The sequence below is a fragment of the Spirosoma arcticum genome, from assembly GCF_054779955.1.
Map to the genome: position 1 here is coordinate 278,865 of NZ_BAAGXG010000009.1, position 25,779 is coordinate 304,643.

The 25,779-nt window shown below is 54.4% G+C and carries 23 protein-coding genes; 11 read left to right on the top strand and 12 right to left on the bottom strand.

Features of this window, described 5'->3' with window-relative positions; translation table 11 throughout:
• Positions 1–31: 31 nt before the first annotated feature.
• The 8 genes from ACYVHB_RS21425 to ACYVHB_RS21460 form a co-directional block, all read right to left on the bottom strand.
• Positions 32–223, bottom strand: coding sequence for a hypothetical protein (locus ACYVHB_RS21425; protein WP_461053836.1), 192 nt, complete (start codon positions 221–223; stop codon positions 32–34).
• Between the two features lie 87 nt (positions 224–310).
• A complete protein-coding gene (locus ACYVHB_RS21430; RefSeq protein WP_461053837.1) occupies positions 311–892 on the bottom strand; it encodes a cupin domain-containing protein in 582 nt (193 codons plus the stop codon).
• A 151-nt stretch (positions 893–1,043) separates the two neighbouring features.
• Positions 1,044–1,883, bottom strand: a complete 840-nt coding sequence (locus ACYVHB_RS21435) for a helix-turn-helix domain-containing protein (protein ID WP_461053838.1) — start codon at positions 1,881–1,883, stop codon at positions 1,044–1,046.
• A 75-nt stretch (positions 1,884–1,958) separates the two neighbouring features.
• Positions 1,959–2,807: a helix-turn-helix domain-containing protein gene (locus ACYVHB_RS21440; protein WP_461053839.1), complete on the bottom strand. Its 849-nt coding sequence runs from the start codon at positions 2,805–2,807 to the stop codon at positions 1,959–1,961.
• A 54-nt stretch (positions 2,808–2,861) separates the two neighbouring features.
• Positions 2,862–3,452, bottom strand: coding sequence for a cupin domain-containing protein (locus ACYVHB_RS21445; RefSeq protein WP_461053840.1), 591 nt, complete (start codon positions 3,450–3,452; stop codon positions 2,862–2,864).
• A 128-nt stretch (positions 3,453–3,580) separates the two neighbouring features.
• A complete protein-coding gene (gene radC, locus ACYVHB_RS21450; RefSeq protein WP_461053841.1) occupies positions 3,581–4,276 on the bottom strand; it encodes a RadC family protein in 696 nt (231 codons plus the stop codon).
• A 106-nt stretch (positions 4,277–4,382) separates the two neighbouring features.
• On the bottom strand, positions 4,383–4,649 hold the full coding sequence (gene rpsT / locus ACYVHB_RS21455) for a 30S ribosomal protein S20 (RefSeq protein ID WP_461053842.1): 267 nt from the start codon (positions 4,647–4,649) through the stop codon (positions 4,383–4,385).
• Positions 4,650–4,753: 104 nt separating this feature from the next.
• Positions 4,754–5,152 carry a Dabb family protein gene (locus ACYVHB_RS21460; RefSeq protein WP_461053843.1) on the bottom strand — a complete coding sequence of 133 codons (399 nt, stop codon included), beginning with the start codon at positions 5,150–5,152 and terminating at the stop codon, positions 4,754–4,756.
• A 211-nt stretch (positions 5,153–5,363) separates the two neighbouring features.
• Here ACYVHB_RS21460 and ACYVHB_RS21465 point away from each other — a divergent pair, with 211 nt between their 5' ends.
• From ACYVHB_RS21465 to ACYVHB_RS21475, 3 genes are all read left to right on the top strand, one after another.
• Positions 5,364–6,314 (top strand): zinc dependent phospholipase C family protein, encoded by a 951-nt coding sequence (locus ACYVHB_RS21465; protein ID WP_461053844.1) that lies wholly within the window; start codon positions 5,364–5,366, stop codon positions 6,312–6,314.
• A gap of 55 nt (positions 6,315–6,369) precedes the next feature.
• A complete protein-coding gene (locus tag ACYVHB_RS21470) occupies positions 6,370–7,572 on the top strand; it encodes a class I SAM-dependent rRNA methyltransferase (RefSeq protein ID WP_461053845.1) in 1,203 nt (400 codons plus the stop codon).
• 165 nt (positions 7,573–7,737) lie between these two features.
• A complete protein-coding gene (locus ACYVHB_RS21475) occupies positions 7,738–9,633 on the top strand; it encodes a pyruvate dehydrogenase complex dihydrolipoamide acetyltransferase (RefSeq protein ID WP_461053846.1) in 1,896 nt (631 codons plus the stop codon).
• Between the two features lie 156 nt (positions 9,634–9,789).
• Here the strand turns inward: ACYVHB_RS21475 and trxA are convergent, their stop codons facing one another.
• On the bottom strand, positions 9,790–10,134 hold the full coding sequence (trxA, locus tag ACYVHB_RS21480; protein ID WP_461053847.1) for a thioredoxin: 345 nt from the start codon (positions 10,132–10,134) through the stop codon (positions 9,790–9,792).
• Between the two features lie 111 nt (positions 10,135–10,245).
• Positions 10,246–11,445 carry a molybdopterin molybdotransferase MoeA gene (locus ACYVHB_RS21485; protein ID WP_461053848.1) on the bottom strand — a complete coding sequence of 400 codons (1,200 nt, stop codon included), beginning with the start codon at positions 11,443–11,445 and terminating at the stop codon, positions 10,246–10,248.
• Positions 11,446–11,566: 121 nt separating this feature from the next.
• Between ACYVHB_RS21485 and moaC the strand changes: the two genes are divergently transcribed.
• The 8 genes from moaC to ACYVHB_RS21525 all read left to right on the top strand — a co-directional run bounded on the left by moaC (position 11,567) and on the right by ACYVHB_RS21525 (position 21,001).
• Positions 11,567–12,067: a cyclic pyranopterin monophosphate synthase MoaC gene (gene moaC / locus ACYVHB_RS21490; RefSeq protein ID WP_461053849.1), complete on the top strand. Its 501-nt coding sequence runs from the start codon at positions 11,567–11,569 to the stop codon at positions 12,065–12,067.
• Positions 12,039–12,983 carry a molybdenum cofactor guanylyltransferase gene (gene mobA, locus ACYVHB_RS21495; RefSeq protein WP_461053850.1) on the top strand — a complete coding sequence of 315 codons (945 nt, stop codon included), beginning with the start codon at positions 12,039–12,041 and terminating at the stop codon, positions 12,981–12,983. The genes moaC and mobA overlap by 29 nt, the downstream gene beginning before the upstream one ends.
• A 30-nt stretch (positions 12,984–13,013) precedes the next feature.
• A complete protein-coding gene (locus tag ACYVHB_RS21500; protein WP_461053851.1) occupies positions 13,014–13,622 on the top strand; it encodes a DUF6992 family protein in 609 nt (202 codons plus the stop codon).
• A gap of 64 nt (positions 13,623–13,686) precedes the next feature.
• Entirely contained in the window at positions 13,687–14,508 is an 822-nt protein-coding gene (locus ACYVHB_RS21505; RefSeq protein ID WP_461053852.1) for a nucleotidyltransferase domain-containing protein, read from the top strand.
• A 107-nt stretch (positions 14,509–14,615) separates the two neighbouring features.
• Positions 14,616–15,278, top strand: coding sequence for a thiamine diphosphokinase (locus ACYVHB_RS21510; RefSeq protein WP_461053853.1), 663 nt, complete (start codon positions 14,616–14,618; stop codon positions 15,276–15,278).
• Between the two features lie 173 nt (positions 15,279–15,451).
• Entirely contained in the window at positions 15,452–15,796 is a 345-nt protein-coding gene (locus tag ACYVHB_RS21515; RefSeq protein ID WP_461053854.1) for a PadR family transcriptional regulator, read from the top strand.
• Complete coding sequence (locus tag ACYVHB_RS21520) at positions 15,793–18,390, top strand: ABC transporter permease (RefSeq protein WP_461053855.1); 2,598 nt, start codon at positions 15,793–15,795, stop codon at positions 18,388–18,390. The genes ACYVHB_RS21515 and ACYVHB_RS21520 overlap by 4 nt, the downstream gene beginning before the upstream one ends.
• A 4-nt stretch (positions 18,391–18,394) precedes the next feature.
• Positions 18,395–21,001, top strand: a complete 2,607-nt coding sequence (locus ACYVHB_RS21525) for an ABC transporter permease (RefSeq protein ID WP_461053856.1) — start codon at positions 18,395–18,397, stop codon at positions 20,999–21,001.
• A gap of 35 nt (positions 21,002–21,036) precedes the next feature.
• Here the strand turns inward: ACYVHB_RS21525 and ACYVHB_RS21530 are convergent, their stop codons facing one another.
• A complete protein-coding gene (locus ACYVHB_RS21530; RefSeq protein ID WP_461053857.1) occupies positions 21,037–22,278 on the bottom strand; it encodes a hypothetical protein in 1,242 nt (413 codons plus the stop codon).
• Positions 22,275–25,655 carry a putative type IX secretion system sortase PorU2 gene (porU2, locus tag ACYVHB_RS21535; protein ID WP_461053858.1) on the bottom strand — a complete coding sequence of 1,127 codons (3,381 nt, stop codon included), beginning with the start codon at positions 25,653–25,655 and terminating at the stop codon, positions 22,275–22,277. Before porU2 ends, ACYVHB_RS21530 begins: the two co-directional genes overlap by 4 nt.
• Between the last annotated feature and the right edge of the window lie 124 nt (positions 25,656–25,779).

Here is a 25,779-nt window from a genome sequence, read left to right on the forward strand (position 1 = left end):
AGCAAGTTACTAACGTTCAGGCAAGTACGTTTTAGTAAGCGGTTAAAGAATCTTTGTCCTTATACCACCCTCTGATGTAAAACGTCATGCTTTCTTCGGGATTGACCGGATACGTTTTTACGGGCGGCTGGGGGCCTGTCGGGTCGAACGCGAAATGAAACAGTACATAGTGCCGGATGTACGGCCGCAGGGCTGGAGCGGGCTGAATGATTCGGAAAACCATAAGACTCCAGGTATCAGTGCCAGGCAAACGTAGCAGGCTTACATGGCTGCTTAGGGGTAAAAAAGCGTTCTTTCGTGGCGTTTTTACTTACACTACCAACCCGTATTTCTTAACAATTTCCCCGTAACGCGGGTCGTCCATGAACCAGACGATATCGAATTTCTTGTCGAGTTCCTGTATCCCGGTCTGCATTCCTTTGCCAAATTCGGGTGTGCCGGGTTTGATGCCCTGCGCGGCTAATTTGGCGGGAATTTCGGTAAACATGCCTTCCAGATACACCTCCATGTCCTGATTCGGGAATATGTCGATGAACCGCATGGGTTTGTCGCCCGGATTAAAAAACGTATGCACCAGCCCGTGCGGACGAAAGCCAAACCCACCCGCTTCGACAATGAAAATCTCCCCATCGACCATCATGCCTGCCGTGCCTTCCACTACATACATCAGTTCGTCGGCTGCTTTGTGCAGGTGAATGGGCGGACCCATACGCCTGGGTGCTACGTAGCCTTCGATGCAACTGAAGCGATTGTTGGTCTGACTTTGGCGAATCATCGTTCGGACCATGTTGACTCCGTTTCCTACGCCGATGTCGGTAGGTTTCGAGGGCGCGACCGTGAAAGGCCGCAGGGGCTTTTCGCCCGACAATTGAGCAAGTGGATTCGTTTCCATACTGATTGATGCACCTCCAGCGAGGCCTGATACGATAAAATTTCTGCGTTCCATGTTGATAGTCTGATTGTTGCCGAAACAGTGAATGAATTTGTTTGAGCAAAACTATCGGTATGGAGTGTCCGGGTGCTGGTAAAAAAGTGACAACTTTTTACTCCCCAGGCAGTCCTAATGCAAATTCGGGGGCTTTCTGATTCTGGGCAAAAAACGAGATAGGCGACAGGTAAGTAAGCTCTTTGCAATCTTTGGCGAAGTGCTGATGGTCGTAGTAGCCGCAGGCGATGGCAACGCTCAGCCAGTCGAGCGATGGGTATTGGTTCCGCATCCGATACGCTCTATCGAAGCGGGCAATGCGGTCGAATTGTTTCGGACTCAGGCCAATGCGCTCTTCAAACTTGCGGATAAACTGCCGGATGCTCAAACACGACTGATCGGCCAAGTGATCTAATGAAAAACGATGTTGCTGCCCGACAATCAATCGGCTGGTGGCATCGATGGCATGGTGGTGTTTACGAAATGACTGGAACAGCCCACTTAGAAACGCTTCGACAATGGTCAACATCTCGGTCAGGTCATCGGTACTGTTGAGCCACTCCGAAACCGGTCGAACGGCTTTGGGCCAGATTGCTTCCGCATCGACAAAGGTGTTGGTCAATTCGCCCGACGGAAGGCCGGTGAGCCGAAATAGCGCACCCGGTTGAAAGATAATCCGGATTGCCAAAAAATCATGACCACCGTAGCGGTGCGTTGGCGTTGTGTGAACGCCATTGACGATGGCGTGGGGGTAGGTAATAACCTCGGTCGAATCGGTATAGCTAAACCGTTGCGGATCTCGGGGGTAGAATGTCAGCGATTGTTCAGGGCGGGGCGTGTGGTATTTAGCGGGCGGGGGCACATCACGCCCAAACACGAAACGAACCACTTCATAATGGTGGATAAACTCACGGAGCGCCAGATTCGCGAACTGGCCTTTATACAGCATAGCGTCCATCCTAACCAGCAGTCCATTTTTCTCTGGAAATGTACTGATTTACAGGTGATAGGTCAAAATGAGTTTAGTTATCGGCTACGTCTCAGCATTGCCAAACGTTCGTTCCGGCGCATGGCTCTCTTTCTGAGCAAATTCGGTGGGGGTCAATTTGGTAAACTCCTTGTAATCGCGCACTAAGTGCTGGTAATCGTAATAGCCATACTCCAGCGCGATGCTCAGCCAGTCTTTGCAGGGCTGAGCGTTTTTGAGTTTTACCGTCTGATCGAAGCGGGCAATGCGGGCGTACAGTTTGGGACTGATGCCCATACGTTGCACGAATAGATTATAAAACTGTTTCGTGCTCAAACAGGCCTGATCGGCCAGCCAATCCAACGAAAATCGGGTTGGATTTTGCAGCAGAAAATGACTCACTTTATCGATGGGTAGTATCGTGTTCCTCCAATAATTTACCCTTCGCCTGCGGACCAAATACATCAAAAAAACCTCGACGATGTCAATCATCTCCAGATGATTATCGCTACTGCTCAATCGTTCATTGACCAATCGGATTTCGCTTGAGAAAACCGCTTCGGCATCCACAAACCGATTGGTTAACTCGTGTGATGGAACGCCCGTTAGCCTGAAGAGCCCACCGGGCTGAAAGACAATCTGGAAGAGGATAAACTCATTGCCAATCTGGCGATTCATCAAGTAGGAATGTTGCCCGACTATGGCTGAACGGGATTGCCATTTTTCAGCAATCCCGTCTTCGCGCTCAATGATGTCACCACCTCTTGGATAAAACGCCAGACAGTTTTCGGGTCGGGGCCAATACGGCTTTACAGGAATAACTACTTCAGGGCCGAACGCAAACCCGATAATCTGGTATTGCCGAACATATTCCCGAAGGGCTGGGCTGGGGGGGCGATAGTCGAAGATGTTCATGTTTGCACAAATGAGACCTGACAAAATACGTCGTTTCAGGATAGGCGGAACCGTTTACTTCGTTATCGGTGGCCCGATGGTTTCTACGCCGTGTTCCCTTGACATTTGCTGCTCTTCGGCAAAGGTGGGCGGACGTTTGAGCGCGTTCATTTTCTTGAAGAAATTCTCCAGAGTGCCCGCCGGTTGCAACAGGTAAATCAATTTTCCTTTATCGGAAAGTTGCAGCCAAGTGTGGGGTACGTTGCGAGGTAAAAAGATTGTGTCGCCTGCTTTCAGCGTCTGCCGTTCGTCGCCCGTCTGAAACAGAAACTCGCCTTCGACCACGTAAAAAACTTCGTCCTGATGCAGGTGCATGTGTAGCGACGGGCCAATTTTGGATAATCCTTCGTACTCAAAAACGGAGAGCAGTCCGCCCGTGTCTTTGGCCGAAATTTTAACGAGATTCGGATTGACACCCCGAAACAGAATCGGTTCGTTGAAGCGATCTTTGCCCGCTTTCACGGTGAAAGGTTTACCGGCCGATGCCGGGCGAATGGGTGTGGCCGACGCGCTCAGGGCGGTGGCGGCTACGGTTGTGGCCACCGTGGATGCGGCCGCCGTGGATACGGCCACCGTGGCATCAGACAAGAATTTTCGACGTTGCATAACTGGTGGATTTTTAAAGTGTTATGCAAAAGTCTACTGATTCTCAGGACAGTTAGTGGTAAAAAATGGCAATGTTTAGCAGCTCGTAAATGGAGTGCTTATTTGCTGACCTACCTGAACTCAGGCACTTAAAGAATTCCCTCATCGGCAAAACTGTAATAGGCTTTGTCGGTGAAAATCAGGTGGTCCAGTACGGGAATGTCCAGTAGTTTACCGGCGTCTTTGAGTTTGCGGGTCAGGTCTTTGTCGGCCTGCGAGGGGGTGAGGTTGCCCGATGGGTGGTTGTGAAGCAGGATCATGGACGAGGCTAAGTGCTCGATGGCCTGCTTGAAGATGATTTTCGGGTCGGCTACGGTGCCCGATACGCCCCCCGCGCTGATCTGCACTGGCCGCAGAATCTCGTTGGCCCGGTTCATCAGCAGAATCCAGAACTCCTCGTGGGGCTTGTCGATCAGGTGTGGAATCATTTCGTTATACGCATCGCGCGAGCACGTAACCCGCGCCCGCAACGGCCGGTCCTGCTCTTTGCGCCGACGACCCAGTTCCAGCGCGGCAATGATGCTGATGGCTTTGGCTTCGCCGATGCCCCGGAACTTGGAGAGGTCTTTAATGCTCAGCCGGGCCAGATCGTTCAGATTATTATTGACGCTTTTGAGGATGATTTTGGCCACGTCGACAGCCGTCAGATCGACCGTGCCGGAGTTAATCAGAATAGCAATCAATTCGGCTTCCGACAGGGCGGCTTTGCCCTTAAGCATGAGTTTTTCGCGCGGTCGGTCTTCTTCGGCCCAGCTTTGGATGTTGCCGGAGGTTTCGTAAGTCATGGGGTGGGGCAGGAACAGTGAGTTGGCGTAATATTCAACATTTCCCCCAACAAAAAAACCTCTCCCCGCAAAAGGGAGAGGTTTTGTAATGCAGAAACGGTCGGAACTAAGCAGCGGCCGGTTTCAGGCCATTCACCAGACGGGCGAGTTTCGACTTGTTGTTCGACGCTTTGTTCTTATGGATAATGTTGCGCTTGGCGAGTTTGTCCAGCGCCGACGATACCGTTTTGAACAGTTCAACGGCCATGGCGTGGTCGGTGGTAAGGCGCAGTCTTTTCACCATATTCCGGGTCGTGGTGTGCTGGTAGCGGTTCAACAGACGCTTCTTGGCGCTCGACCGGATTGCTTTCTTTGCTGACTTATGGTTTGCCATCGGTATGTAATCGGAAATCGTTGTCTCGATATGAAGGCGCAAAAGTAAGAAAATCAGTTGGAAGTATCAACATTCCCAACTGATTTTCTACGGGCGCAACCCCTTTATGGCCGAATGTCAGCGTTGACCGTCAGCGTTTTTTCCCAAACCCCCTCGTTCTGTGCGATAAATTGTTTGTAAGCCGGACTTTGTTCGAATAAATGCATGTCGGCTTCAGTCTGAAACGTTAAATAATGCACCACATCGTAGTCGGCAACGGCCTGATTGGGACGAATTGTCTTACCTGAGGTGTAACTAACCACCTGTGAAATTTCGTGCTTTAGGGCTGCAAAACCGTTCATATGCTGCTCCACAGCTTGCAGTTCGACCCCTTTTTTGAATTTTATGCACACAATCTGCTGTTTCTGGGCTTTTCGGGCGGGAGAGTAAGCACCGTAGATTGTCAAAGCAAATGCGCACATTAGCACAACAATTAGTGTGTAACCCTTCGATTTTCTGCTCATGATTATCTGTATTTTGTTGATTAGTCGAAATTATATTTGGCTAAACACGACGTTTTAGTTGAATAGTTAAACTATTTAAGCAAAAAGTACCATGTTTTGTCAAATGTACAACGGTTTTATTCGGTTGTTGGTTTCGTCTACTATTTTATTGCTAAATTCTTCTTGCAGTAGTCTTGCTCATGGCGAGAAACAACCACCAATACGCTCGTTTGTGGAAGCCCCACACAGGCATTCTCCAACGGGAGCCTCGCCTGTGTGGGGCTTCTATGCGCATCAGCAAATTAACCGGCTGGCGGTATTCACCTTGCCCGTTGAAATGATTCCATTTTTCAAGAAGCACATCGGTTTTCTTGCCGATAACGCCGTCAATCCCGACAAGCGCCGGTATGCCGTGGTGGGGGAGGCTCCCCGCCATTTTATCGACCTCGATGCTTATGCCGATACGTCGGCTCTTACGCTGCCCCGTTTTTATAAAGATGCCGTCGACCGCTACGGCGAAGACACGCTGGCCCTGCATGGGCTGGTGCCCTGGCAAATTCAACTGACAAAATACCAACTGACGGAAGCCTTTAAACAACGCGACGTTCGGCGAATTCTGCGCGTGGCGGCCGACCTGGGCCATTACATTGCCGATGCGAATGTGCCGCTTCACACGACCCGCAACTACAACGGTCAATTGACCAATCAGCAGGGCATTCATGGATTTTGGGAATCACGGTTGCCGGAGTCGTTTAGCGTAGACTATGACTTTATGACGGGGCAGGCCGAGTACGTGTATTCGCCCCAACGGGCGGCCTGGCAGGCGGTGTTCAACGCACATACGGCACTGGATTCGGTATTGCGCTTTGAGCAGACGCTCACGGCAGAAATGGGTGAAACCCGCAAGTTTGGTTTCGAGGAACGAAACGGCATTACGGTGAAGGTGTACTCGGCCGATTTCACGCGGCAGTACCACGAGCGGCTGCGGGGGCAGGTGGAGCGGCAGATGCGGGCATCGGTTAAAATGGTCGGCGACTTCTGGTACACTGCCTGGGTCGATGCGGGCCAGCCGGATTTGCGGGCACTGGCAAAGTATCAACTGACCGAAGCCGAGCAAAAAGAAGAAAGCGAAGAAAAGAAAGGCTGGCTGAAACGACTGTTTTCGGCGCGGGAGGAGAATTAGCCCAAAAGCGGTTCCCACCGATAAACCGTATCTTTGCCCTCTTTCATTGATACGGATGACATTTACCAAGATTTATCTGCAAGCCGGACGTGACGAGGCCGTCCGGCGGTTTCACCCCTGGGTTTTCTCGCGGGCCATCAGCCGCTACGAAGGCAACCTAAACGATGGCGACGTGGTGGAGGTGTTCGATAATAAGAGCAACTACCTCGCCACGGGGCATTACCATGATGGTAGCATTGCCGTGCGGCTCTTCTCATTCAACGCTACCACCGGCGCACCCGTAACGCCCGACGTACCCTACTGGACGCACAAACTGACCCAAATCCGCGCCATCCGGCAGGCAATCATCAGTCCCACAACCAACTGTTACCGGCTCGTGCATGGCGAAGGCGACGGCTGCACAGGCCTCATTATCGACATGTATAACGGGGTGGCCGTGTTACAGGCGCATTCGATTGGGATGCACCGCGAGCGCGAACTTATCACCGAAGCGCTCAAAAACGTGTTCGGCGATGAACTGACGGCCGTCTATGACAAAAGCGCCGAAACGTTGCCCGATGAATACGGCAACACTGTCACCAACGGCTATTTGTATGGACGAACGTCGGTGCCGCATCCCGTGCAGGAAAATGGGCACACGTTTTTGGTCGACTGGATTACGGGTCAGAAAACGGGATTCTTTCTCGACCAGCGCGACAACCGCGACCTGCTGGCCAGATACAGTACAGGTAAGCGGGTATTGAACGCATTCTGCTACTCAGGCGGCTTTTCAGTCTACGCACTTGGAGCGGGAGCCAGCTTGGTGCATTCCGTCGATGCGTCGCAGAAGGCCATTGAGCTAACCGACCGCAACGTAGCCGCCAACAGTAACGAGGGTCAACCGACCGGAGCGCACGAAGCCCATGCCGACGATGTGATGCATTACCTGAAGGCACACGATCACCAGTACGATGTGGTGGTGCTCGATCCACCCGCTTACGCCAAGAGTTTGTCGGCGCGGCACCGGGCCGTCCAGGGCTACAAACGCCTGAATGCCGAAGGCCTGCGCCGGGTGGCCAAAGGCGGTATTCTGTTCACGTTCTCGTGCTCGCAGGTAATCGACCGGGAATTATTTTACAATACCATCGTGGCGGCTGCCATTGAAGCCGGGCGGCAGGTGCGGGTGCTGCATCACCTCAGCCAGCCCGCCGATCATCCCGTGAGCCTGTTTCACCCCGAAGGCGGTTACCTGAAAGGATTGGTGCTGTGGGTCGAGTAGCCATTAACTGAATGGCTGTCTCGGCTGTTCGTATAGAAAATAACCGCTATCTGTTCAACGGTAGTGGCTTTGCGCTAATTTTGAACTGGTTCTCCGGTTTTCACTGGAAAACGAAGTCGTACTAACCCTGTCTCTTTGTAAAACCTGATACACACATAGCTGGATATGGCAGAATTGATCCGAATGCCCAAGATGAGCGACACCATGACCGAAGGGGTCATTGCGGAGTGGCATAAGAAAGTGGGGGATACCGTAAAATCCGGCGATGTGCTGGCCGAAGTCGAGACCGACAAAGCCACCATGGACCTCGAAGCCTACGAGGAAGGCACCTTGCTTTATATTGGTGTCGAAAAAGGTGCGTCGGTGCCGGTCGATGGTGTTCTGGCCATTATTGGAGCCGATGGCGAAGATTACAAAGCGTTGCTCAGTGGTTCGAGCGGAGGCAGTCAGGAAGCCCCTGCCGCCGAAACACCTGCCGCCCAAGCGCCGAAAGAACAGTCTAAACCGGCACCGTCGGGAACTGCATCTCCCAATGGCGCTGCTCCCGCGCCGAGCGGTGGCACGTCCGGCGAGGTAGCTACAAATCTGCCTGACAAAGAAGCCATCTCGGCCTCACCTGCTGAGAACGTGAATGCGTCGGTCATCCGAATGCCCAAGATGAGCGATACCATGACCGAGGGTACGCTGGTGACCTGGCACAAAAAAGAAGGCGACACGGTGAAGGCAGGCGACGTTTTGGCGGAGGTCGAGACTGATAAGGCCACGATGGACCTCGAAGCCTACGAAGAAGGAACGTTGCTTTACGTCGGCGTGAAAGAAGGCTCGGTCGTGGCCGTGGACGAAATCATTGCCGTTGTTGGCGAAAAAGGGGCGAATTTCAAAGTATTAGTCGACAGCAGCGGCTCGTCGGGCGCACCAGCCGCGTCACCGGCTTCGTCCGCTGATGCTCAGCCTGGTCCGGCTCAGCCCGCAGCGAATGGCGCTTCGGGTTCGGAAACTGCTGAGCAAAATCCGCAGGCTAACGTACCGGCCAATGCGGCCACTGATTTGTCATATGGCGGAGAAGTAGGCGACGGTGTTAGTGATCCGGGTCAAGCCAATCCAGGCGGAACCGAAGGAGCGAATGGTCGTGTGAAAGCATCGCCTTTGGCCAAACGCATTGCCGAAGAAAAAGGCATTAGCCTGGCGCAGGTGCACGGTACCGGTCCCGAAGGACGCATTGTCAAGAGTGATGTCGAGTCGTTTGTGCCGGGAGTGGCTGCTCCCCAAGCTAAACCAGCTCCTCAGCCCAACGCATCAACGCAGTCGGTTGATCAGCCTGCACCAGCAGCTCAACCCGCGCCAGCCGCTCCCCAGCCTTCACCTGCTCCAGTTGCGCAGGGCGACTTTGAGGACATCCCGTTGAGCCAGATGCGCAAGACCATTGCCCGTCGGTTGGGCGAGAGTATGTTCTCGGCTCCGCACTTCTACCTGACTATGGAAATCAACATGGACAAGGCGATGGAACTGCGCGGAACGGTCAACGGCGTTAGCCCGGTCAAGATTTCGTTTAACGATTTCGTGATCAAAGCCTGTGCGCTGTCGCTGAAACAGCACCCAAACGTGAACGCGTCGTGGCTGGGTGACAAGATCAGAAAATATAAATACGTCAACATTGGCGTGGCCGTGGCTGTCGATGAAGGGCTGTTGGTGCCGGTGGTGCGCAATGCCGATCAGAAAACGCTGTCGACCATTTCGGGTGAAGTAAAAGACCTGGCCGGACGGGCGAAAGACAAAAAACTTCAGCCGAAAGACTGGGAAGGTAGTACGTTCTCGATCTCAAACCTCGGCATGTTCGGCATTGACGAGTTCACGGCGATCATTAACCCCCCCGACGCGTGTATTCTGGCGGTGGGAGCCATCAGGCCAACCGTAAAAGTTGAGGACGGCGAAGTAAAACCGACTAACGTCATGAAAGTAACACTCTCCTGCGACCATCGTGCGGTTGACGGGGCTACAGGCGCGGCTTTTCTGCAAACGGTGAAAGAACTGCTGGAAAATCCAATGCGGATGCTGGTGTGAGGATGATGAATTGTATCCTGGACGGCCACGTCCGGGCGTGAAAGCAGCATATTGCGCGTTGCTTTTACGCCCGGACGTGGCCGTCCAGGATACGAATATGCAAAAAGCCGTCTCTGAACGTTCAGAGACGGCTTTTTTACTCTATATCATCACGAATTACAACACCGCCGGTTCCATAGCGGCCTGTAGCTTCTGCTCCAATACGTTCTTGGGGACAGCGCCGATTACTTTATCAACCAACTGACCGTTCTTGAAAACCATCAGTGTTGGGATGCTCCGGATGCCAAATTTAGCGGGTATCTGAGCGTTCTGATCAACGTCCATTTTGGCGATGATGGCTTTGCCTTCGTATTCGCCGGCGAGCTGCTCAACAACGGGGCCGATCATTTTACAGGGACCGCACCATTCGGCCCAGAAATCGACTAAAACGGGTTTATCAGACTGGATTAATTGCTCAAAATTAGCGTCTGTTGCTTCAACGGCATGTGATCCTGCTGCCATGATTGAAATCTGTTTATTAGTTGAACTTGTTTCTCCCTCATAAACCGTTTCGGGGGGTATTAGTTCCACTATTCGCGCCAACGGGCACCCGCTTCGTTGCCAGCTTGTGGCTTAAACGCCAGTCGATAACCACACCCGAAATGCGTCGCCGGTGCCAAAATTGGCTTGGTTAGCGGGCAATTCCATGAAGCCATCGGCGTCGAGGAGGTTGGCAAAATCGGCGGAGCCGGAGCCGGGTAAGGGATGGGCCAGCATTCGGCCGTCGGGTTCGGAACTGAGCTGCACGGGCAGAAAATACGTAATGGCGGGCTGGAACGTAACCGGCGAAGCCAACTGAGCGTAGTAGGGTTGAGCAGGTGATAACCCCAGCGACGCCCGCAAATAGGGTAATACGTAGCGGTGGGCGCACAGCACCGTGGAAACGGGGTTGCCGGGCAAGGCGAAGACGGTCTTATCCGACGTCGTGCCAAACCAGAGCGGTTTTCCAGGGCGTTGCTCAACTTTATGAAACTGTTTCTGAACGCCTACCCGCGCCAGCACGTCGGGCACGAAATCGGCTTTACCCGCCGAAACACCCCCGCTCAGAATCAGCACGTCGTTTTGGGCCAGCAACGCGGACAGTCTATCGGCCAGTATTGCTTCGTCGTCGACAATGTGGTGCAGCGTGGCCGTGATACCCAGCGTTGCCAGAGCCGCCCGGAGCATATACGTATTCGACCGCCGGATTTGGTGGGGTAGGGGCGTGTCGGCTACGTCGACCAATTCATCGCCGGTCGAAATAAGCGCCACACGGGGCAGGGTTGTAACCGCCAGCTTTGTTTGCCCCACCGAAGCGGCAACGGCCAGCTCTGCCGGACCCAGCCGCGTTCCGACCAACAGCAGTTCGTCGCCCGCCCGGCGGTCGGTAGCGCGGTGGTGAATATGCTGACCGCTCTGAACATCGCCGATGGTGATTTGGGCTACGCCGTCCAACATAGTAATGTCTTCGTACCGAATGATGGTATCAGCGCCAATGGGCAGCATTGCCCCGGTCATCACTTCCAGACAGGTGCCCGAATCCGTTAGCGTGAGCGGAACCTGCCCCGCACGCTGCATACCAACTACCCGGAATGAGGTCATTCCAGCCGCGAAGTCGGAAAACCGGATGCCAATGCCGTCCATCGCCACGCGGTCGAAGGGCGGAAAGTCGCGGTCGGCACGGACCGGCTCGCGCAACACACGGCCGAGCGCGTCGTCCAGCGAAACACGTTCAGTTGGCAGCGTTAGTTTATGCTGTTGAGTAATGGCGAAAGCGTCAGCAACGGAGAGCATTTTTTAATGGACAATGGTTAATGAACAATGAATAATGTTTGTGAAGTTACACCTTTGCCTTTGGAAGCACGTTGTGCATTATCCATTAATCATTCGGGGCCGCCCGCGCGGTTCATTAAAAATGTCTCTCTCTCACCTCAATTCCGATGGGAACCCCGCGATGGTCGACGTGGGTGCGAAAGCTGTCAGTCAGCGGACGGCCCGCGCCCGAAGTATCGTTGCGCTCGGTCCCGATATTATGCAGCACCTGAGCCGGTCTGGATTGAACCAGTCTGGATTGACCGGTGCCGACATTCAGACCCGCAAAGGACCCGTGTTTCAAACGGCAATCATTGCCGGAACGATGGCCGCCAAACGCACCGACGACCTGATTCCGCTCTGTCACTCGCTGGGATTAGACAATTGCCAGATCACGATCACCGCCGAAGGCAACGACGCGGTTGTCGACTGCTTTGTGTCGACGGAAGGCAAAACCGGCGTCGAGATGGAAGCACTCGTGGGGGCGTCGGTGGCGGCCCTGACCATCTACGACATGTGTAAAGCGCTTTCGCACGACATCATCATTCGGGAAACGAAACTCATGGAAAAAACCGGTGGCAAACGCGACTTCAACCGAACGTAAACCGAATGGGTTAGTGCTGATAGGCGGACGCAGCACCCGCATGGGACAGGACAAATCGCGGCTTGTCTACCACGGCAAACCCCAGCGCGAGTACCTGACCGATCTGCTCCAGTTGCACTGTGAAACTGTTTTCTGGTCGGTCAATGCCGATCAGGCGGCTGAATTATTTAATTCAGAACAGTCCTGTATCGTGGATGCGTTCGAGGTGCCGGGTCCACTGAATGGTATTCTGTCGGCGTTCCAGCACGACCCCGCAGCGGCCTGGCTCGTGGTGGCCTGCGATATGCCGTTTTTGTCGGATATTGACTTGGTCCGGCTGATGTGGGAGGAGCAGTCCGACAGTCGGATTGTGGCAGCTTACACCGGTACGGACGGCTTGCCCGACCCATTGCTGAGCCTATGGGAGCCGTCGGCATATCCGCTCTTGCTGGCGTTTTTGGCAAAGGGGGGCTACTCACCCCGGCAGTTTCTGATTGAGCATCAACGGCGGGTGAGGTTACTGAAATCAGGCGATTCGATGACCCTGTTAAACGCGAATGATTGGGAAACGATGGCCGAAAGCAAGCGTAAAATCGACCTGCAAAATTCGTATCCGCCCCTAACCTTTTACGCGGCCGGTTCCGATCCATACGATGTGAGTCATCCGTGCCCCATTTGTGGGGTTGGACAACCGGCCAGCCCGCGTTACAGACACTATGTTTGTGGCCGCTGCGTTGACCGGGCCGCCGACGAAGCTGGCAATCGGCTGCTCTTTTATAATTACGATATGTCGGGTGGGCTGCTCGTCAGGCGGGCTGACACCAACGAAACCGTCGATACCACCGTGTGTTGGATTGATGGAGTGCGTTGCTTTGTTCAGGAGGGGCGTTTCGGCGGGTTTGTCGTTCAACCGGGCGACGACCTAACAGTTTCCTGAAATACGGGTTCATAAGTCAAACAAAGGTGCATGCATTCCCTCCGAAACGTACTCTACACCGCCGGTTCGCTGTTGCTCAGCACCGTAGCCACGGCCCAGCGCGTGACACCCTCCGCTGAACTGCGCGACTTCAGCGAGCAGCGCATCTGGCATCAGAAAGTGCTTGGTCTCGCCCTTGGCGGCTACGCGCTCGCTACTATCGCCGTGGGCAGCATTGCCGCTAAGCAGTCGACTGGCGAAGCGAGGTATTTCCACCGGATGAATGTTTACTGGAATCTGTTTAATCTCGGCATTGCGGGGGCGGGTTTGCTGGGATCGCGCAAACGGAATGCCGATGGCGAAACGCTGGGCGAGGCAATCAAACAACACCAGAACATGAAACAGGTGTTGCTGTTCAACGCGGGTCTGGACGTTGCGTACGTCGTGGGTGGGGCGTATCTGCGCGAACGGGCCGGGAACAAACCGGATAAGGCCGACCAACTACGGGGCTATGGCAAGTCGGTGATGGTGCAGGGCGGCTTTCTGTTCGCGTTTGACGTTGTTAACTACTTTATTTTCAAAAACCGGGGCGATAACCAGCAACTCCGGCTCGTTTCAGCCGGGCCTCTGGGCGTGGGTGTGGCATTGCCGATAAGATGAAGCGAATGGCGAACCAAATGGAATGCTGAGTCGTTCTGCGATAATTTACTAACCGCAACGAGCGATGAAGCCTACTTTACTTCCTTTCCAGTCATTTTTAGAAAATACAGTTCGTGTTGTTCGGGACGACGCCGAAACCATCGGTTTGGCTGTCGGCGGCTCCCACGCGTCGGGCAATGCGGACGCCTATTCAGACCTCGATCTGGTACTGGTTACGGATGAGTCGATTGCTCCTGACACGCACCGAATGCGAGCGTACGCGTCCCGGCTGGGCCAACTGCTGGCTTCGTTTCGGGGCGATCACGTAGGTGAGCCTCGTTTGCTGATTGCCTTGTACGATGCGCCGTTGCTGCACGTGGACATTAAGTTTCTGACGCTTGCCGAATTTCAGGAGCGCGTTGAGAACCCGGTTGTTCTCTATGAACGTGACGGAGCGCTGACGACGGTTATTGAGCAGTCAACGGCCTATTACCCTGACTTCGATTTCCAGGGAGCCGAAGATCGTTTCTGGATCTGGGTCCATTATGCAGCGCTGAAGATTGGCCGGGGGGAGTATTTCGAAGCACTCGACTTTCTGGCATTCCTGCGCGGTGCCGTGTTGGGGCCAATGACACATCTTAAGAATGGAAATGAGCCACGAGGGATACGACGAATCGAAACGAAAGTTGATCCGAACGACCTGATACAACTCACCAAAACCATCGCGTCGCCGGATCGGAATGCGTTGGTGGAAAGTACCGAATCGGCCATGCGTTTGTACGAATCATTGCGCGACAGGCTGGCACCCGCTGCGTTGCACAGGAACGATGCGGCTCAGTTAGCCGTTCGGGCTTATCTGGATGCCATCAGAACGCAAACCGCACCTCAAATCAGTAATCATCAGTGAAACAGGAGGAACGTTTTTTGCGCGAGGCTATTTAATTGGCCCGCAACGGTATGACAACCGGGCAGGGCGGACCGTTTAGTGCTGATGGAAAAACGAGTGAACTACTAATGTCATCCCACCACATTGTCCGCGACGAGCAGGAACCCGCGCTGCTGATTGCTAATGGCGAATCCTGCCACCCCGAACTCCTCGGCCAACTCCTCGAATGGAGTCCGGTAGTGGTGGTGCTCGACAGCGCAATCTGGCGGGTACTCGACCTCGGCATAAAAATAGACGTGCTGCTTGGTGACTTCGATAGGGATCTTGATCTCGATACCATCCGGGCGCAGCAGTACCCGCTGGAGGTGGTGCACACGCCCGATCAGGACAAGACGGACCTCGAAAAAGGCATTGAATACCTTATTAAGCGCGGCTTTCCGGCCGTCAACATCATCTGGGCTACGGGTCGGCGGGCGGATCACAGCCTGACGAATATGACCAACATCGTGCGCTACAAAGACCAGATCCGGGTCGTGATGCTCGACGATCATTCCCGCGTCTTTCCGCTCGTGGGCCGCTATGAGAAGTGGTACGAAGCCGCAACGCCCCTCTCGCTCATCCCGGTTGGGACGGTGTCGGGTATCACGACGGCCGGGCTGAAATACAACCTCCACAACGAAACGCTCACCCTCGGCTACCGCACCGGCAGCAGCAACGAAGCGGCTCAGGACGGCTTTGTGCGCATCGAAGCCCAAACCGGCGACCTGCTGATTATGGAGTGCTGGGACTGACGTGGTATTCTATTTATTGCTCCTTCAACGTGTCCATAGCCGTACATAAGGTGTCCGATTCTGGACACTAAACTTGTATGCCTACCCGTCAAATGGGCCTCCGCTGCTCAGGAAGCCACTCGCTCACGTTTGGCAGGGCATTTGCTCAGCAACTATAGAACTAATCGAAACCCATGAAACGGGCTTACCTGGGCGAGTTTGAAGAAATCGTATTGCTGACCGTTGTTGCGTTGGCCAGCGGGGCGTATGGCGTGGCCATCACGCACGAAATTAATGAGCAAACGGGCCGCTCGGTTCGGCTTAATCAAGTACACGCGGCCCTGCACCGGCTTGAAGAGAAAGGCATGGTCAGTACGCACCTGGGCGGGGCCACGGCCGAACGTGGTGGTCGGCGCAAACGCTTGGTCACAATCACCGCTTACGGTCAGCGGACGTTGCAGGAAATTCAATCGGTACGGGCGCACTTGTGGAGTCTGGTTTCTAACCCCGGCGGGCCTACCCCGGCCACTGCATTATGAAGAAGTCAACGAACCCTTCTCCCCACCCGAATCGTCGGACCGCGCCCCGTTTAGCCGACCGCCTGCTGGAATGGTTCGTCGCACCCCACCTGCTGGAGAGCTTGCAAGGTGATTTGCACGAGGAATTTGCCTATCAGGTTGGGCGCATCGGTGAGCGACGTGCCAAGTGGCGCTACTGGTGGGACGTGCTGGGATTTGTACGGTCCTTTGCGATGAAGCGTCAATCGAATGAGTATTCTTCACCTTTTTCACTAAATCCAGATATGCTACGCAACTATTTCAAAATCGCCTGGCGGAGCTTATTGCGCAACCGCTTGTTAAGTTTTATTAATGTCGCGGGATTGGCATTGGGCATGTCTTGCAGCTTAGTTATCTGGCTTTGGATCAACGACGAGCTTAGTTTTAACAAAGGTTACAAGGATGCTGAGAAAGTCTATTTTGTCAGACAAAGCGATGGTACTTACACAAATTGGATGACGCCCGGTCCACTCGCCGAAACCTTGAAAAAGGACATTCCCGACGTAGAGAAAGCAGCCAGGTTCACCGTCTGGTCCAACAATTACCTGATAAGGGTGGGGCAAACGTCCGATAAAGAAACGGGCATCTACGCATCCAGTGATTTCTTTGATATTTTCCAGCCGCTAACCCTGCGCGGCAATGCGAGCGCGGCTATTCAGTCACCCAACGCCATCGTCATCACCCGCAAGGTGGCCGAAAAATTTTTTGGCACGACAGATGCCGTTGGCCGTACGCTTCGGCTTAACGACGATAAGAACTATCAGGTAGGGGCAGTCATTGAGAACGTACCCAGGAACACATCTATACAGTTCGATTGGTTGGTCAACGCTACTGTTGCCGAAGAAGACTGGATGAAGGGCTGGGGAAATAATTCCTTTTACACGTACGTGAAACTGCAACCGAACAGCAGTCAGGCCCAGGCTGAAACCAAAATGAAAGGGCTACTGAAGCGCTATAAATCAGACGCAACTGAGAACCCAATTTTACAGCCCATTGGTGATACCTATCTCTACGGCGAATACGTCAACGGCAAACCGGCAGGCGGTCGAATCAGTTACGTGCGGACATTCGGTTTCGTAGCCTTGCTGATCCTGCTGATTGCCTGCGTCAATTTTATGAATCTGGCAACGGCCCGTTCGTCGCTGCGGGCCAAAGAAGTAGGGGTTCGCAAAGTTGTTGGAGCCAGGCGCTCATCACTGGCGGGGCAGTTCATGGGCGAATCCATTCTGCTGAGCACGCTTTCGGCACTGCTGGCTATTGGCTTAGTGGCGTTGTTGATGCCTACCATCAACCAACTTGTTGACAAGCACTTAGTGGTTGACATCTCGACGCCAACGTTTTGGTTGCGCGTATTTGTACTGATTGGTTTTACGAGTCTGGTCGCCGGTAGTTATCCCGCCTTGTTTCTGTCGGCCATTCAGCCAGTTCAAGTGCTCAAAGGTGCGCTCACATCAGCGCCAACGGGTGCCATGTTCCGTAAGTTGCTGGTTGTGTTTCAGTTCTCAATTTCCCTTTTTCTGATTATTGGTATGCTGGTGATTGGACGGCAAATGCACTACATCCGTACTAAACAGCTTGGCCTTGATCGCGAAAATCTGCTCAGGGTGCCAGTGGAGGGTAGTTTACTGCCGAAAATGGAAACGTTTCGCCAGGAGTTGCAACGGGCAAACGCCATCAGTTCCGTAACAACAGCCGGTGGCTCACCCATTCAGATCGGTAGCAGTTCGGGTGACCTGACATGGCCGGGTAAGGACCCGAAGCTGGACGCAACGGTTTACACGATGAAGGTGGGTTATAATTTTACCAAAACAATGAACATTCGCCTGTTGGCGGGTCGCGACTTTACGTCAACCGATAGTGGTGCTTACTACTTGGTCAACGAGTCGGCAGTCAAGATGATGAAACTGAAAAAACCGGTAGGCACAGAAGTTAACTTTCAAATTGGCAAGGGCCGCATTGTTGGCGTGATGCAGGATTTTCACCTAAACTCATTTCACGAACCAATCCGACCGGTAGTGCTTTGCCTGTACCCAAAATGGACCGACTCATTTCTGATTAAAACTCGTCCCGGCCAAACCGCTGCTGCCATTGATGCCGTTGAGAAACTCGCGAAGCAGCTTAATCCTGGCTACCCATTTACGTACCATTTTGTCGATGAAGATTACGAGAAACTCTATCACAGTGAAACCATAGTCAACACGTTGATCAATTACTTCGGGTTGCTGGCTATCATCATCTCATGCCTTGGTTTATTTGGCTTGGTTACCTTCACCGCTGAGCAGCGAATTAAGGAAATTGGCGTCCGTAAAGTCCTCGGCGCATCCGTAACCAACATTGTGGCGCTGCTAAGCCAAGACTTTCTCAGACTGGTGTTTATCGCTATTCTAATTGCAACCCCAGTAGCCTGGTACGCAATGAGTGAATGGCTGAAAGATTTTGAATATAAGATTGGTATTGAGTGGTGGGTACTCGCTCTGGCTGGACTACTCGCTATTTGTATTGCACTTTTAACCGTGAGCTATCAAGCGATCAAAGCCGCCCTGATGAACCCGGTCAAGTCACTCCGTAGCGAGTAAGCGAATGAAACACCCTCTTCCACCCCGCTTAGCCGACCGGCTTTTGACCTGGTTCGTAGCTCCCCACTTGCTGGAGTCCTTACAAGGCGATCTGTACGAGGAGTTCGCTTACCAGGTCGAGCGCGTGGGTGAACGCCGGGCGCGGTGGCGCTACTGGCGGGACGTGCTGGGGTTTATCCAGCTCCGATTTATCCAACGCCGACCGAGTGACTATTCAACCCCAACCAACACGGGTATGTTACAGAATTATATCAAAATTGCCCTTCGCAATCTGATCAAAAACAAAGTCTATTCGGTCATCAACATCGGTGGACTGGCCGTTGGCATGGCGGTGGCCATGTTGATTGGGCTATGGCTGTGGGATGAACTCTCTTTTAACAAATACCACCCGAACTACGACCGCATTGCGCAGGTCATGGATACACAAACGTTCAACGGAGAGACGACGACCAGTGGAGCGGTTGCCATTCCGCTGGCCAACAAACTCCGCACCGACTACGGCAGTTCGTTCAAACGCATGGCCCTCGTTTTTCCACCTTTTCCCCGCATCCTGACCGTGGGCGATAAGCAGGTGACGCAGCCCGGTGTGTGGGCGCAGCCGGATTTGCCCGACATGCTTGGTTTTACGATGCTGCACGGGCAGCGCAACGCCCTCCGCGATCCTTCGTCAGCCCTGCTTGCCCAATCGCTGGCTAAAGCCCTGTTTGGTGAGATTGACCCAGTGGGGAAGATCCTGAAATTAGACAACCGAACGTATCTGAAAGTGGGCGGTGTGTTTCAGGATTTGCCCGCCAATACCACTTTTCACGATACTAAACTCTTTCTGCCCTGGGCTAAGGTCATCAGTGACTTGAGTTGGGTGAGGGAAGCCCAAACTCAGTGGGATACGCAGCACTGGCGACTATTCGTCGAACTGGCCGAGCCGGTCGATCTTGGCAGCCTGAACGCCCGGATCAAAGACATTGCTAAACCACACCGACCGGAGAACAAGCCCGAAATAGCCCTGCACCCAATGGCCGACTGGCATTTGCGCAGTGAATTCAAAAATGGAAAAGTGGCGGGTGGTCGTATTGAGCTTGTCTGGCTGTTTGGTATTATTGGCGGATTTGTCTTGCTGTTAGCCTGCATCAATTTCATGAACCTGAGCACGGCCCGCTCCGAAAAACGGGCTAAAGAAGTGGGTATTCGCAAAGCCGTCGGCTCTCGGCGCGGGCAGTTAATCGCCCAATTCCTGGGTGAATCGCTGTTAGTGGCTTTACTGTCTCTTGTGCTGGCTCTGCTGCTGGTTCAGATGGGTCTGCCGTTCTTTAACGGGCTGACCGACAAGGTGATGGTTATCCCCTGGACCAGTTCCTTCTTCTGGCTGACTATGTTTGGATTCACCGGGTTCACGGGGTTGATTGCGGGTAGTTACCCGGCCCTGTATTTATCGGGCTTTGCCCCCGTGAAAGTCCTGAAAGGTGTTCTGACGACGAGCCGGTTAGCGGCCTCACCCCGCAAAGTGCTGGTTGTGGTTCAGTTTACAGTATCAATCACGCTAATTATTGGGACGATTATCGTGTTCCGGCAGGTTCAATACGCCAAAGGCCGGTCGGTGGGTTATACCCGTGCGGGGCTGATTACGGTGCAGAAGAACACCCCGGCGCTGTTCAGTGCGCCTTACAATGCCCTTCGAAACGATCTGATCCGGACGGGTGCCGTGGAAAACATGTCATCTTCGTCAGCTCCGTCCACCGAAACACCCGTGGGTAACCAAAATTTTGACTGGAACGGCAAAGATCCCGGCTCGGTCGTGCTGTTGCAAACGGTGGGCGTCACCCACGATTACGGCCAAACAATGGGCTGGACGGTAGTGGCGGGCCGGGATTTTTCGCGCAGCTTTCCGGCTGACTCCGGGTCGTTGATCGTGAACGAAACAGCGGTCAAACGCATGGGCTTCACGCGTCCAATTGGCGAAATTGTCCGGTGGGACGGTAAACCCCACCGAATCGTGGCGGTGGTGAAAGACATGGTCATGGAATCGCCCTATCAGCCCATTCAGCCCTGCCTGTTCGTGTTGGATTACGAATGGGACAATTTCATTACGGTGTGCCTGAAACCCCATCTGTCCGTACGTGACGCCTTGGCGCAGACCGAAGCGGTATTCAAAAAATACAATCCTAACGCTCCCTTCGACTATAAATTCGTGGATCAGGAGTACGCCCGAAAATTTGCTGACGAAGAGCGCATTGGTAAACTGGCGTCGATCTTCGCCGTTCTCGCCATTTTTATTTCCTGCCTGGGCTTATTTGGCTTGGCCATGTTCACCGCTGAGCAACGCACCAAAGAAATTGGCATCCGCAAAGTGCTGGGTGCATCCGTAGGCAACTTATGGAGCCTGCTCTCGAAAGACTTCGTCGTGCTGGTTGTCATTGCCTTTGGTATCGCCACGCCAATCGCGTATTATTTTCTGTCCAACTGGCTTCAGAAGTATGCCTATCGTACTGATATCTCGTGGTGGATTTTTGCGTTGGCAGGTGCCGGAGCGTTACTCATCACGCTGGTAACAGTCAGCTTTCAGGCCATTAAAGCGGCCTTACTGAATCCGGTCAAAAGTTTGCGGTCGGAGTGAAAAATAGAAGAGCACAACTGGAGAAATTACGCTGATTATTCAGTGATCGAAATCAGCGCCCGTACCCGCGCCAGCTTAGCGTTGAAATCAGCCTGTGGCAATAGTTGAAGCCATGAACAAACCAACAGGCCCAACCAGTAAGGGCGTAGTTTTCGTTGCCATGCACCATCGGCCAGACCTACCCGTAACAGACCCGCTGTCAGGAAACAGAACGTAGCGGGAGCCATCAGTCGGGCATCCGGCCCGTTGAACGGACTAAGTAAGCGCAGCCCGAACAAAACGAGTATGTACAACCCGCCAGCCAGCACAAACAGACGGATCAGCGTGTTCGTTGACGATGGGTCGGGCGGTTGTGAAGCTGGTTTTGAGGATAAATGGCGAAACTGCCGACCCAGCAGCCACAGCCAGGCCATCTGAACTACTACGCCCACCCAGGCCAGTTCGTTGGTGCTGCCGGGCAGAAAATCCCGGATTAGCAGTAGTTCGTTGCCAATCGACCGCGCGAACCGGGCAATCAGCCAACCGGCTGACGCAGTAGGCAGCAACCGCTCGCCACCGTACAGCGAACCGGAAAACAGGTAGTTGATCCAGCTATACACACCCATTCCGGCAAGGACTATCCCCGAAACACCCAGTAATGCGCCAGCCGTTTTTGGCCTGACACTAACCCGTAACAGGCATTGCACCTGGTTAGGAATCAGGTAGATGGCCACCGACAAGAGCAGCATGAGGCCAACTGCGTAACCGCCTACATAGCGCACCAGGAATAAGCCCGAACTTAGCAATATCAGGCGAATTGCCCAGCGTAGGGTGGGCGTTTGAAGAAAGCTATTTAATTCCCAGATCCATTCGGCCAGCAACACCAGAAATAGCGTCTCGGACCAGGTGTAGGCCAGAACTCTAAGAAAACCACCCGTCCACCAAACCGACAGCATCCAGATTGTCCGCCCAGGCCCGACCCGACGAAGCCACAGTAACGCCGACAGGACCAAAGCCGCACCATTGACTAATTTAGAAGCCCATAGAACCGGCAGATCCGTTACGCTGGAAAACACGGCGATCAACGCTGGGTAGCCAATTGGAAACGTGCCGTTCCATACCCACTGTCTGTCCTGTTCGACCACGTAACCCCGCCCCGCCAGCAGATTAGCGGCCGATTGCAGATAATAGCCCGAATCAACGCTGGTGAAATGCGTTGAATTGAGCCAGACCAATGTAGTGAGTCCGGCACCCGTCAGTACAAGACACGTTGCTAACCAGGGCAGCGACCGGCTCATCGGTTCAGAATAATAGGCCCCGTCAGGCGAACGACGCCCGCCAGCGGCCGGTCGACCCCCGCGACGGTGTACACGTACAGACCAGTTGGCAAAACAGCGCCCGCGTCGGAAGTGCCGTCCCAGAACCACTCGTTTAGCCCCACCCGTGCGGGACTGCGCAACGTTCGGACCAGGTGGCCGGTTAGGTCGGTGATGCGGATGCTTAGGTTGGCGGGGGGCGTTTGGCCGGTTAGCGTCACGTAAAAGCGGGTTTGCCCGCCGAAAGGATTGGGGTAGACACCAGCACTGGTCAGCTCGGGCGTTGTCAGGACGGAAAAGCGAATCTGGTATGGCATGGCCCGGTTGCCGCTCAGGTCGCTGCCAATGGCCAGAAAGCTATAGCGGCCATCGGGCAGCGCAGTGGGCTGGTAGCGGAGCCGGAAGGCATTGTCCAATCCGGCGGGTATCCATTGGGCGTTACTGCCGTGCAAACGGAGCCGCTCGTAGGGACATGGTTCGGCCCGGCAGGGGCGTTGCAGATACAGTTCCAGACCGGTGGTGTCGGTACGCAGCAACCGGGTGTTTTCGTCCTGCACCAGCACGTCGATCACGGGTTGGGGAGCCACCACGTCGCCATCGCCGATGCGCTGTCCATCAAAAGCCACTTCAATGAGCGGGGGCGTCAGGTCGGCCGGGAAGGGTAGCGTTGTGTGCCCGGTTGTGCCGATTTCGGCTTTGTTGTTGGTTTCGACCCCTTCGACAATCCGGTTGTTGGGGTCAAGCATTAACTCAAAATAGGTTTCGCCAGTGGCCAGGCGGTCGTTGGGAAGCCGCCAATGCAGGGTATCGGCGTAGAGCGGTGCCGGTTGGAAAAATTGACTTTCCTGCAGTAACCGACCGTCTGCGGCATACCGCCGGATACGCACGGAGAGGGGGCTTCCGGTCACGCGCCCGTAATTGACGACCACCGCCGAAATAACTACCGAATCAGACCCGGCCGTGAGCGAGTCCCCGTTGGCGCTGCGCAGGGTTAACGTACCGGCTCCGAAGGCGAAATCAGGGTTGGAAAATGGAAAAATGCTCACCGCCGGATCGCCCTGCAAGGTCATCTGCTGAGCGGTGGTGATGTCGTATATCGATGTGTTGGATTTTAAATACCGCCGAATGGCTTCCCGCTGTAGCACGGCTACCGGTTGAGTCACGTAATTGCTGTCGGTGAGGAGCGCGTAAAACGCATCGGAATAGCGTTTGAGCGCCAGCGGGAAGCCATTATACGTGTGCGCCATGAACAACACCGCGCCCCGGTCGGGGGCCAGCATCCAGTCGGTGCCGAACGTGGGCCGACCGAAGTAGAAATTTCCGGCCGCGCATCCGTTAGCGAACAAAAACGGATACCGCCCTTTGTTGCGGTAGCCCAGCCGATCATCGCTGACAAACCCGATGTCGATGTCGGCCACGTCGAGACTCGAATGCCCAAACATGGAAATCATCCCGACTCCCTGGTTGATGAGGGGAGCAACGGGCAGGGTCTCAACGGGATTATCCGTTTGCTTGGACAGCGTCGTCACGCGGGCACCAACGTACTGCTTCTCAACAACGTTTTGAAAATCATGCACATACGCGCGAAACGATTGTAGTTCGGTTGCTGAGCGGCCTCCGCTGAGGTGCAAGACGTTTTTGCGCCACAGCGCTGGCTCGGTTACGTCTTCGTGCTCTCTGACTTTGTCTAAATAATCCAGCACCTGCTGCGGCTGCCCGGCGTTCAGTCGGCCAATGGGGAGGGCCGGTACGTTGGCCGGTTCGTCGTTCAGGCCAGCCACCAATCCCAGGTCGGAACCGGGCCAGCCCGCATTGGGAATCAGATCGAGCAGCGAGCCGTTGGCGGCTTTGCGGATACCCTGCGGATCGCGCGACTGACCAATCAGAAACAAAAAGGTGGGACGGGAGCCTTTGCTGCGCGTCATGAAATCGGCAAACCGGCGGATGGCCAGCGGGTGACGTTCGCCGTAGCTGAACTGGTCGAAAAGCTGGCCAATGTCCACCGTCAGCGTATCGTAGCCCCCGCCCGCTGCCGACGCCCGGTAGGCAGCATACGCCCGAACCGGATCGGGCACGTTGCCGACGGGCTGACGCAGCAGCGGATGCGTCACAATCAAATAGTTGTGCCGACTGGATTCGACAGCGCGAAATTTGATCAGTTGGATCGACGTCACGGACAGGGGCTGGCCCGTGGTCAGCAGCGTTCGGGCGGTTTGGCTGTTGCGTATCACACCCCGCCATTGATTGCCCAACTGCTGACCACCCACCCACCCGACGTTGGCGGGATCGGTGACGTCGAACACCCGACAATTATCGGGGACGTTGCCGAGGCTGAGATATGACCGACTCCCGGCGCTGGTTCGCAGGCGCAGAAGCTTGGATAAAGAGCCGCCGAGGTCCGTCCGTTGCGGGTAACGTAGTTTCAGGTGAGACACTGATACTTCTTCGCCGGGTTGCGTTGGGAGCAGGCTAACGACCACCGTGTTCGTTTTGGACATATCGGCGGTGGTCAATTCGGCTTCGAACCGAACAGGGGTATAGTCCTGAAATTGCCCCGTACCGAGCGTTCGCAGGTTAGCCGTCGATGGCCCGGCTACGTAATCGACGCGGTGTTGGTGGGCATTCCGCCCGACCAGCCCGTAGCTGACAACCGGAGAGACGCCCACGATGGGCAAAAAATTGGTGAGTGAAAACGCCTGATCGAAGCGGCTGTTGGCCTTTATTACCGGACCCGTCCAGCCTTCGCCGGTATCGTAGTCCGTTAAAATGGCCCCGTCCTCATACCCCGCCCCCATTGGGTAAATATTGCCTGCCGAATACGTATCCGTGAATACCCGCAACTCTTCCGCCCAGTGATACGGCTCCGGCGTCAGGCCCGCGTAGGTGGTATCGGCGTACGAGATCATCCGTTTGCCGGGTTTGCCCGTATTGGTGCGGGATTGGTCGAGCCGCCACGTCAGGAAGTAGGCCGTGGTGTCGCTGAACAGGCTATAGTGGGGGTGGGGGTAGCTTCCTGCTGGTTTATACAGTAGCGAGTCGGGCGCACCGTCGTTACCCCGGCCGTAGAATTCCAGGAAGTCGGTCGGGTCAAGGCGTTTGTCAGATTCACCCGCCACATAAATCGCCTGCTCCACGCCCCGGTGAAAAAGCTGAATTGTCGTTGGGTCGACCGTTGTGGTGGGTAACCCGGCGCGTTGCAACTCGGCCGGAGTGATGCGGTAGATGCCCGACTGCGCAACGGGAATTTTTAGGTACGTCTGCTGGTAGTTGATCCATTCGTTGCCCAGCGGCTGAAACTGCGCCCATGCTGCTGTAGTAAGCAGCGTTATGAACAGAAGAAAAGGACAAATACGGAGCATACGGTTGGGCAGGAACTTGTAAATGTACACTACTACCCGGCTAACCACACGCCATATGTGATTTACGATACTAAATGCGACACTTTCACCTGTTTTGTTCGGAATTTCCGCAAACTAATTGCGA

Coding starts and splice junctions, on each gene's coding strand:
- ACYVHB_RS21425 (WP_461053836.1), bottom strand. CDS start 223: ATGGTTTTCCGAATCATTCAGCCCGCTCCAGCCCTGCGGCCGTACATC.
- ACYVHB_RS21430 (WP_461053837.1), bottom strand. CDS start 892: ATGGAAACGAATCCACTTGCTCAATTGTCGGGCGAAAAGCCCCTGCGG.
- ACYVHB_RS21435 (WP_461053838.1), bottom strand. CDS start 1,883: ATGGACGCTATGCTGTATAAAGGCCAGTTCGCGAATCTGGCGCTCCGT.
- ACYVHB_RS21440 (WP_461053839.1), bottom strand. CDS start 2,807: ATGAACATCTTCGACTATCGCCCCCCCAGCCCAGCCCTTCGGGAATAT.
- ACYVHB_RS21445 (WP_461053840.1), bottom strand. CDS start 3,452: ATGCAACGTCGAAAATTCTTGTCTGATGCCACGGTGGCCGTATCCACG.
- radC (WP_461053841.1), bottom strand. CDS start 4,276: ATGACTTACGAAACCTCCGGCAACATCCAAAGCTGGGCCGAAGAAGAC.
- rpsT (WP_461053842.1), bottom strand. CDS start 4,649: ATGGCAAACCATAAGTCAGCAAAGAAAGCAATCCGGTCGAGCGCCAAG.
- ACYVHB_RS21460 (WP_461053843.1), bottom strand. CDS start 5,152: ATGAGCAGAAAATCGAAGGGTTACACACTAATTGTTGTGCTAATGTGC.
- ACYVHB_RS21470 (WP_461053845.1), top strand. CDS start 6,370: ATGACATTTACCAAGATTTATCTGCAAGCCGGACGTGACGAGGCCGTC.
- ACYVHB_RS21475 (WP_461053846.1), top strand. CDS start 7,738: ATGGCAGAATTGATCCGAATGCCCAAGATGAGCGACACCATGACCGAA.
- trxA (WP_461053847.1), bottom strand. CDS start 10,134: ATGGCAGCAGGATCACATGCCGTTGAAGCAACAGACGCTAATTTTGAG.
- ACYVHB_RS21485 (WP_461053848.1), bottom strand. CDS start 11,445: ATGCTCTCCGTTGCTGACGCTTTCGCCATTACTCAACAGCATAAACTA.
- moaC (WP_461053849.1), top strand. CDS start 11,567: ATGTCTCTCTCTCACCTCAATTCCGATGGGAACCCCGCGATGGTCGAC.
- ACYVHB_RS21500 (WP_461053851.1), top strand. CDS start 13,014: ATGCATTCCCTCCGAAACGTACTCTACACCGCCGGTTCGCTGTTGCTC.
- ACYVHB_RS21505 (WP_461053852.1), top strand. CDS start 13,687: ATGAAGCCTACTTTACTTCCTTTCCAGTCATTTTTAGAAAATACAGTT.
- ACYVHB_RS21510 (WP_461053853.1), top strand. CDS start 14,616: ATGTCATCCCACCACATTGTCCGCGACGAGCAGGAACCCGCGCTGCTG.
- ACYVHB_RS21515 (WP_461053854.1), top strand. CDS start 15,452: ATGAAACGGGCTTACCTGGGCGAGTTTGAAGAAATCGTATTGCTGACC.
- ACYVHB_RS21520 (WP_461053855.1), top strand. CDS start 15,793: ATGAAGAAGTCAACGAACCCTTCTCCCCACCCGAATCGTCGGACCGCG.
- ACYVHB_RS21525 (WP_461053856.1), top strand. CDS start 18,395: ATGAAACACCCTCTTCCACCCCGCTTAGCCGACCGGCTTTTGACCTGG.
- ACYVHB_RS21530 (WP_461053857.1), bottom strand. CDS start 22,278: ATGAGCCGGTCGCTGCCCTGGTTAGCAACGTGTCTTGTACTGACGGGT.
- porU2 (WP_461053858.1), bottom strand. CDS start 25,655: ATGCTCCGTATTTGTCCTTTTCTTCTGTTCATAACGCTGCTTACTACA.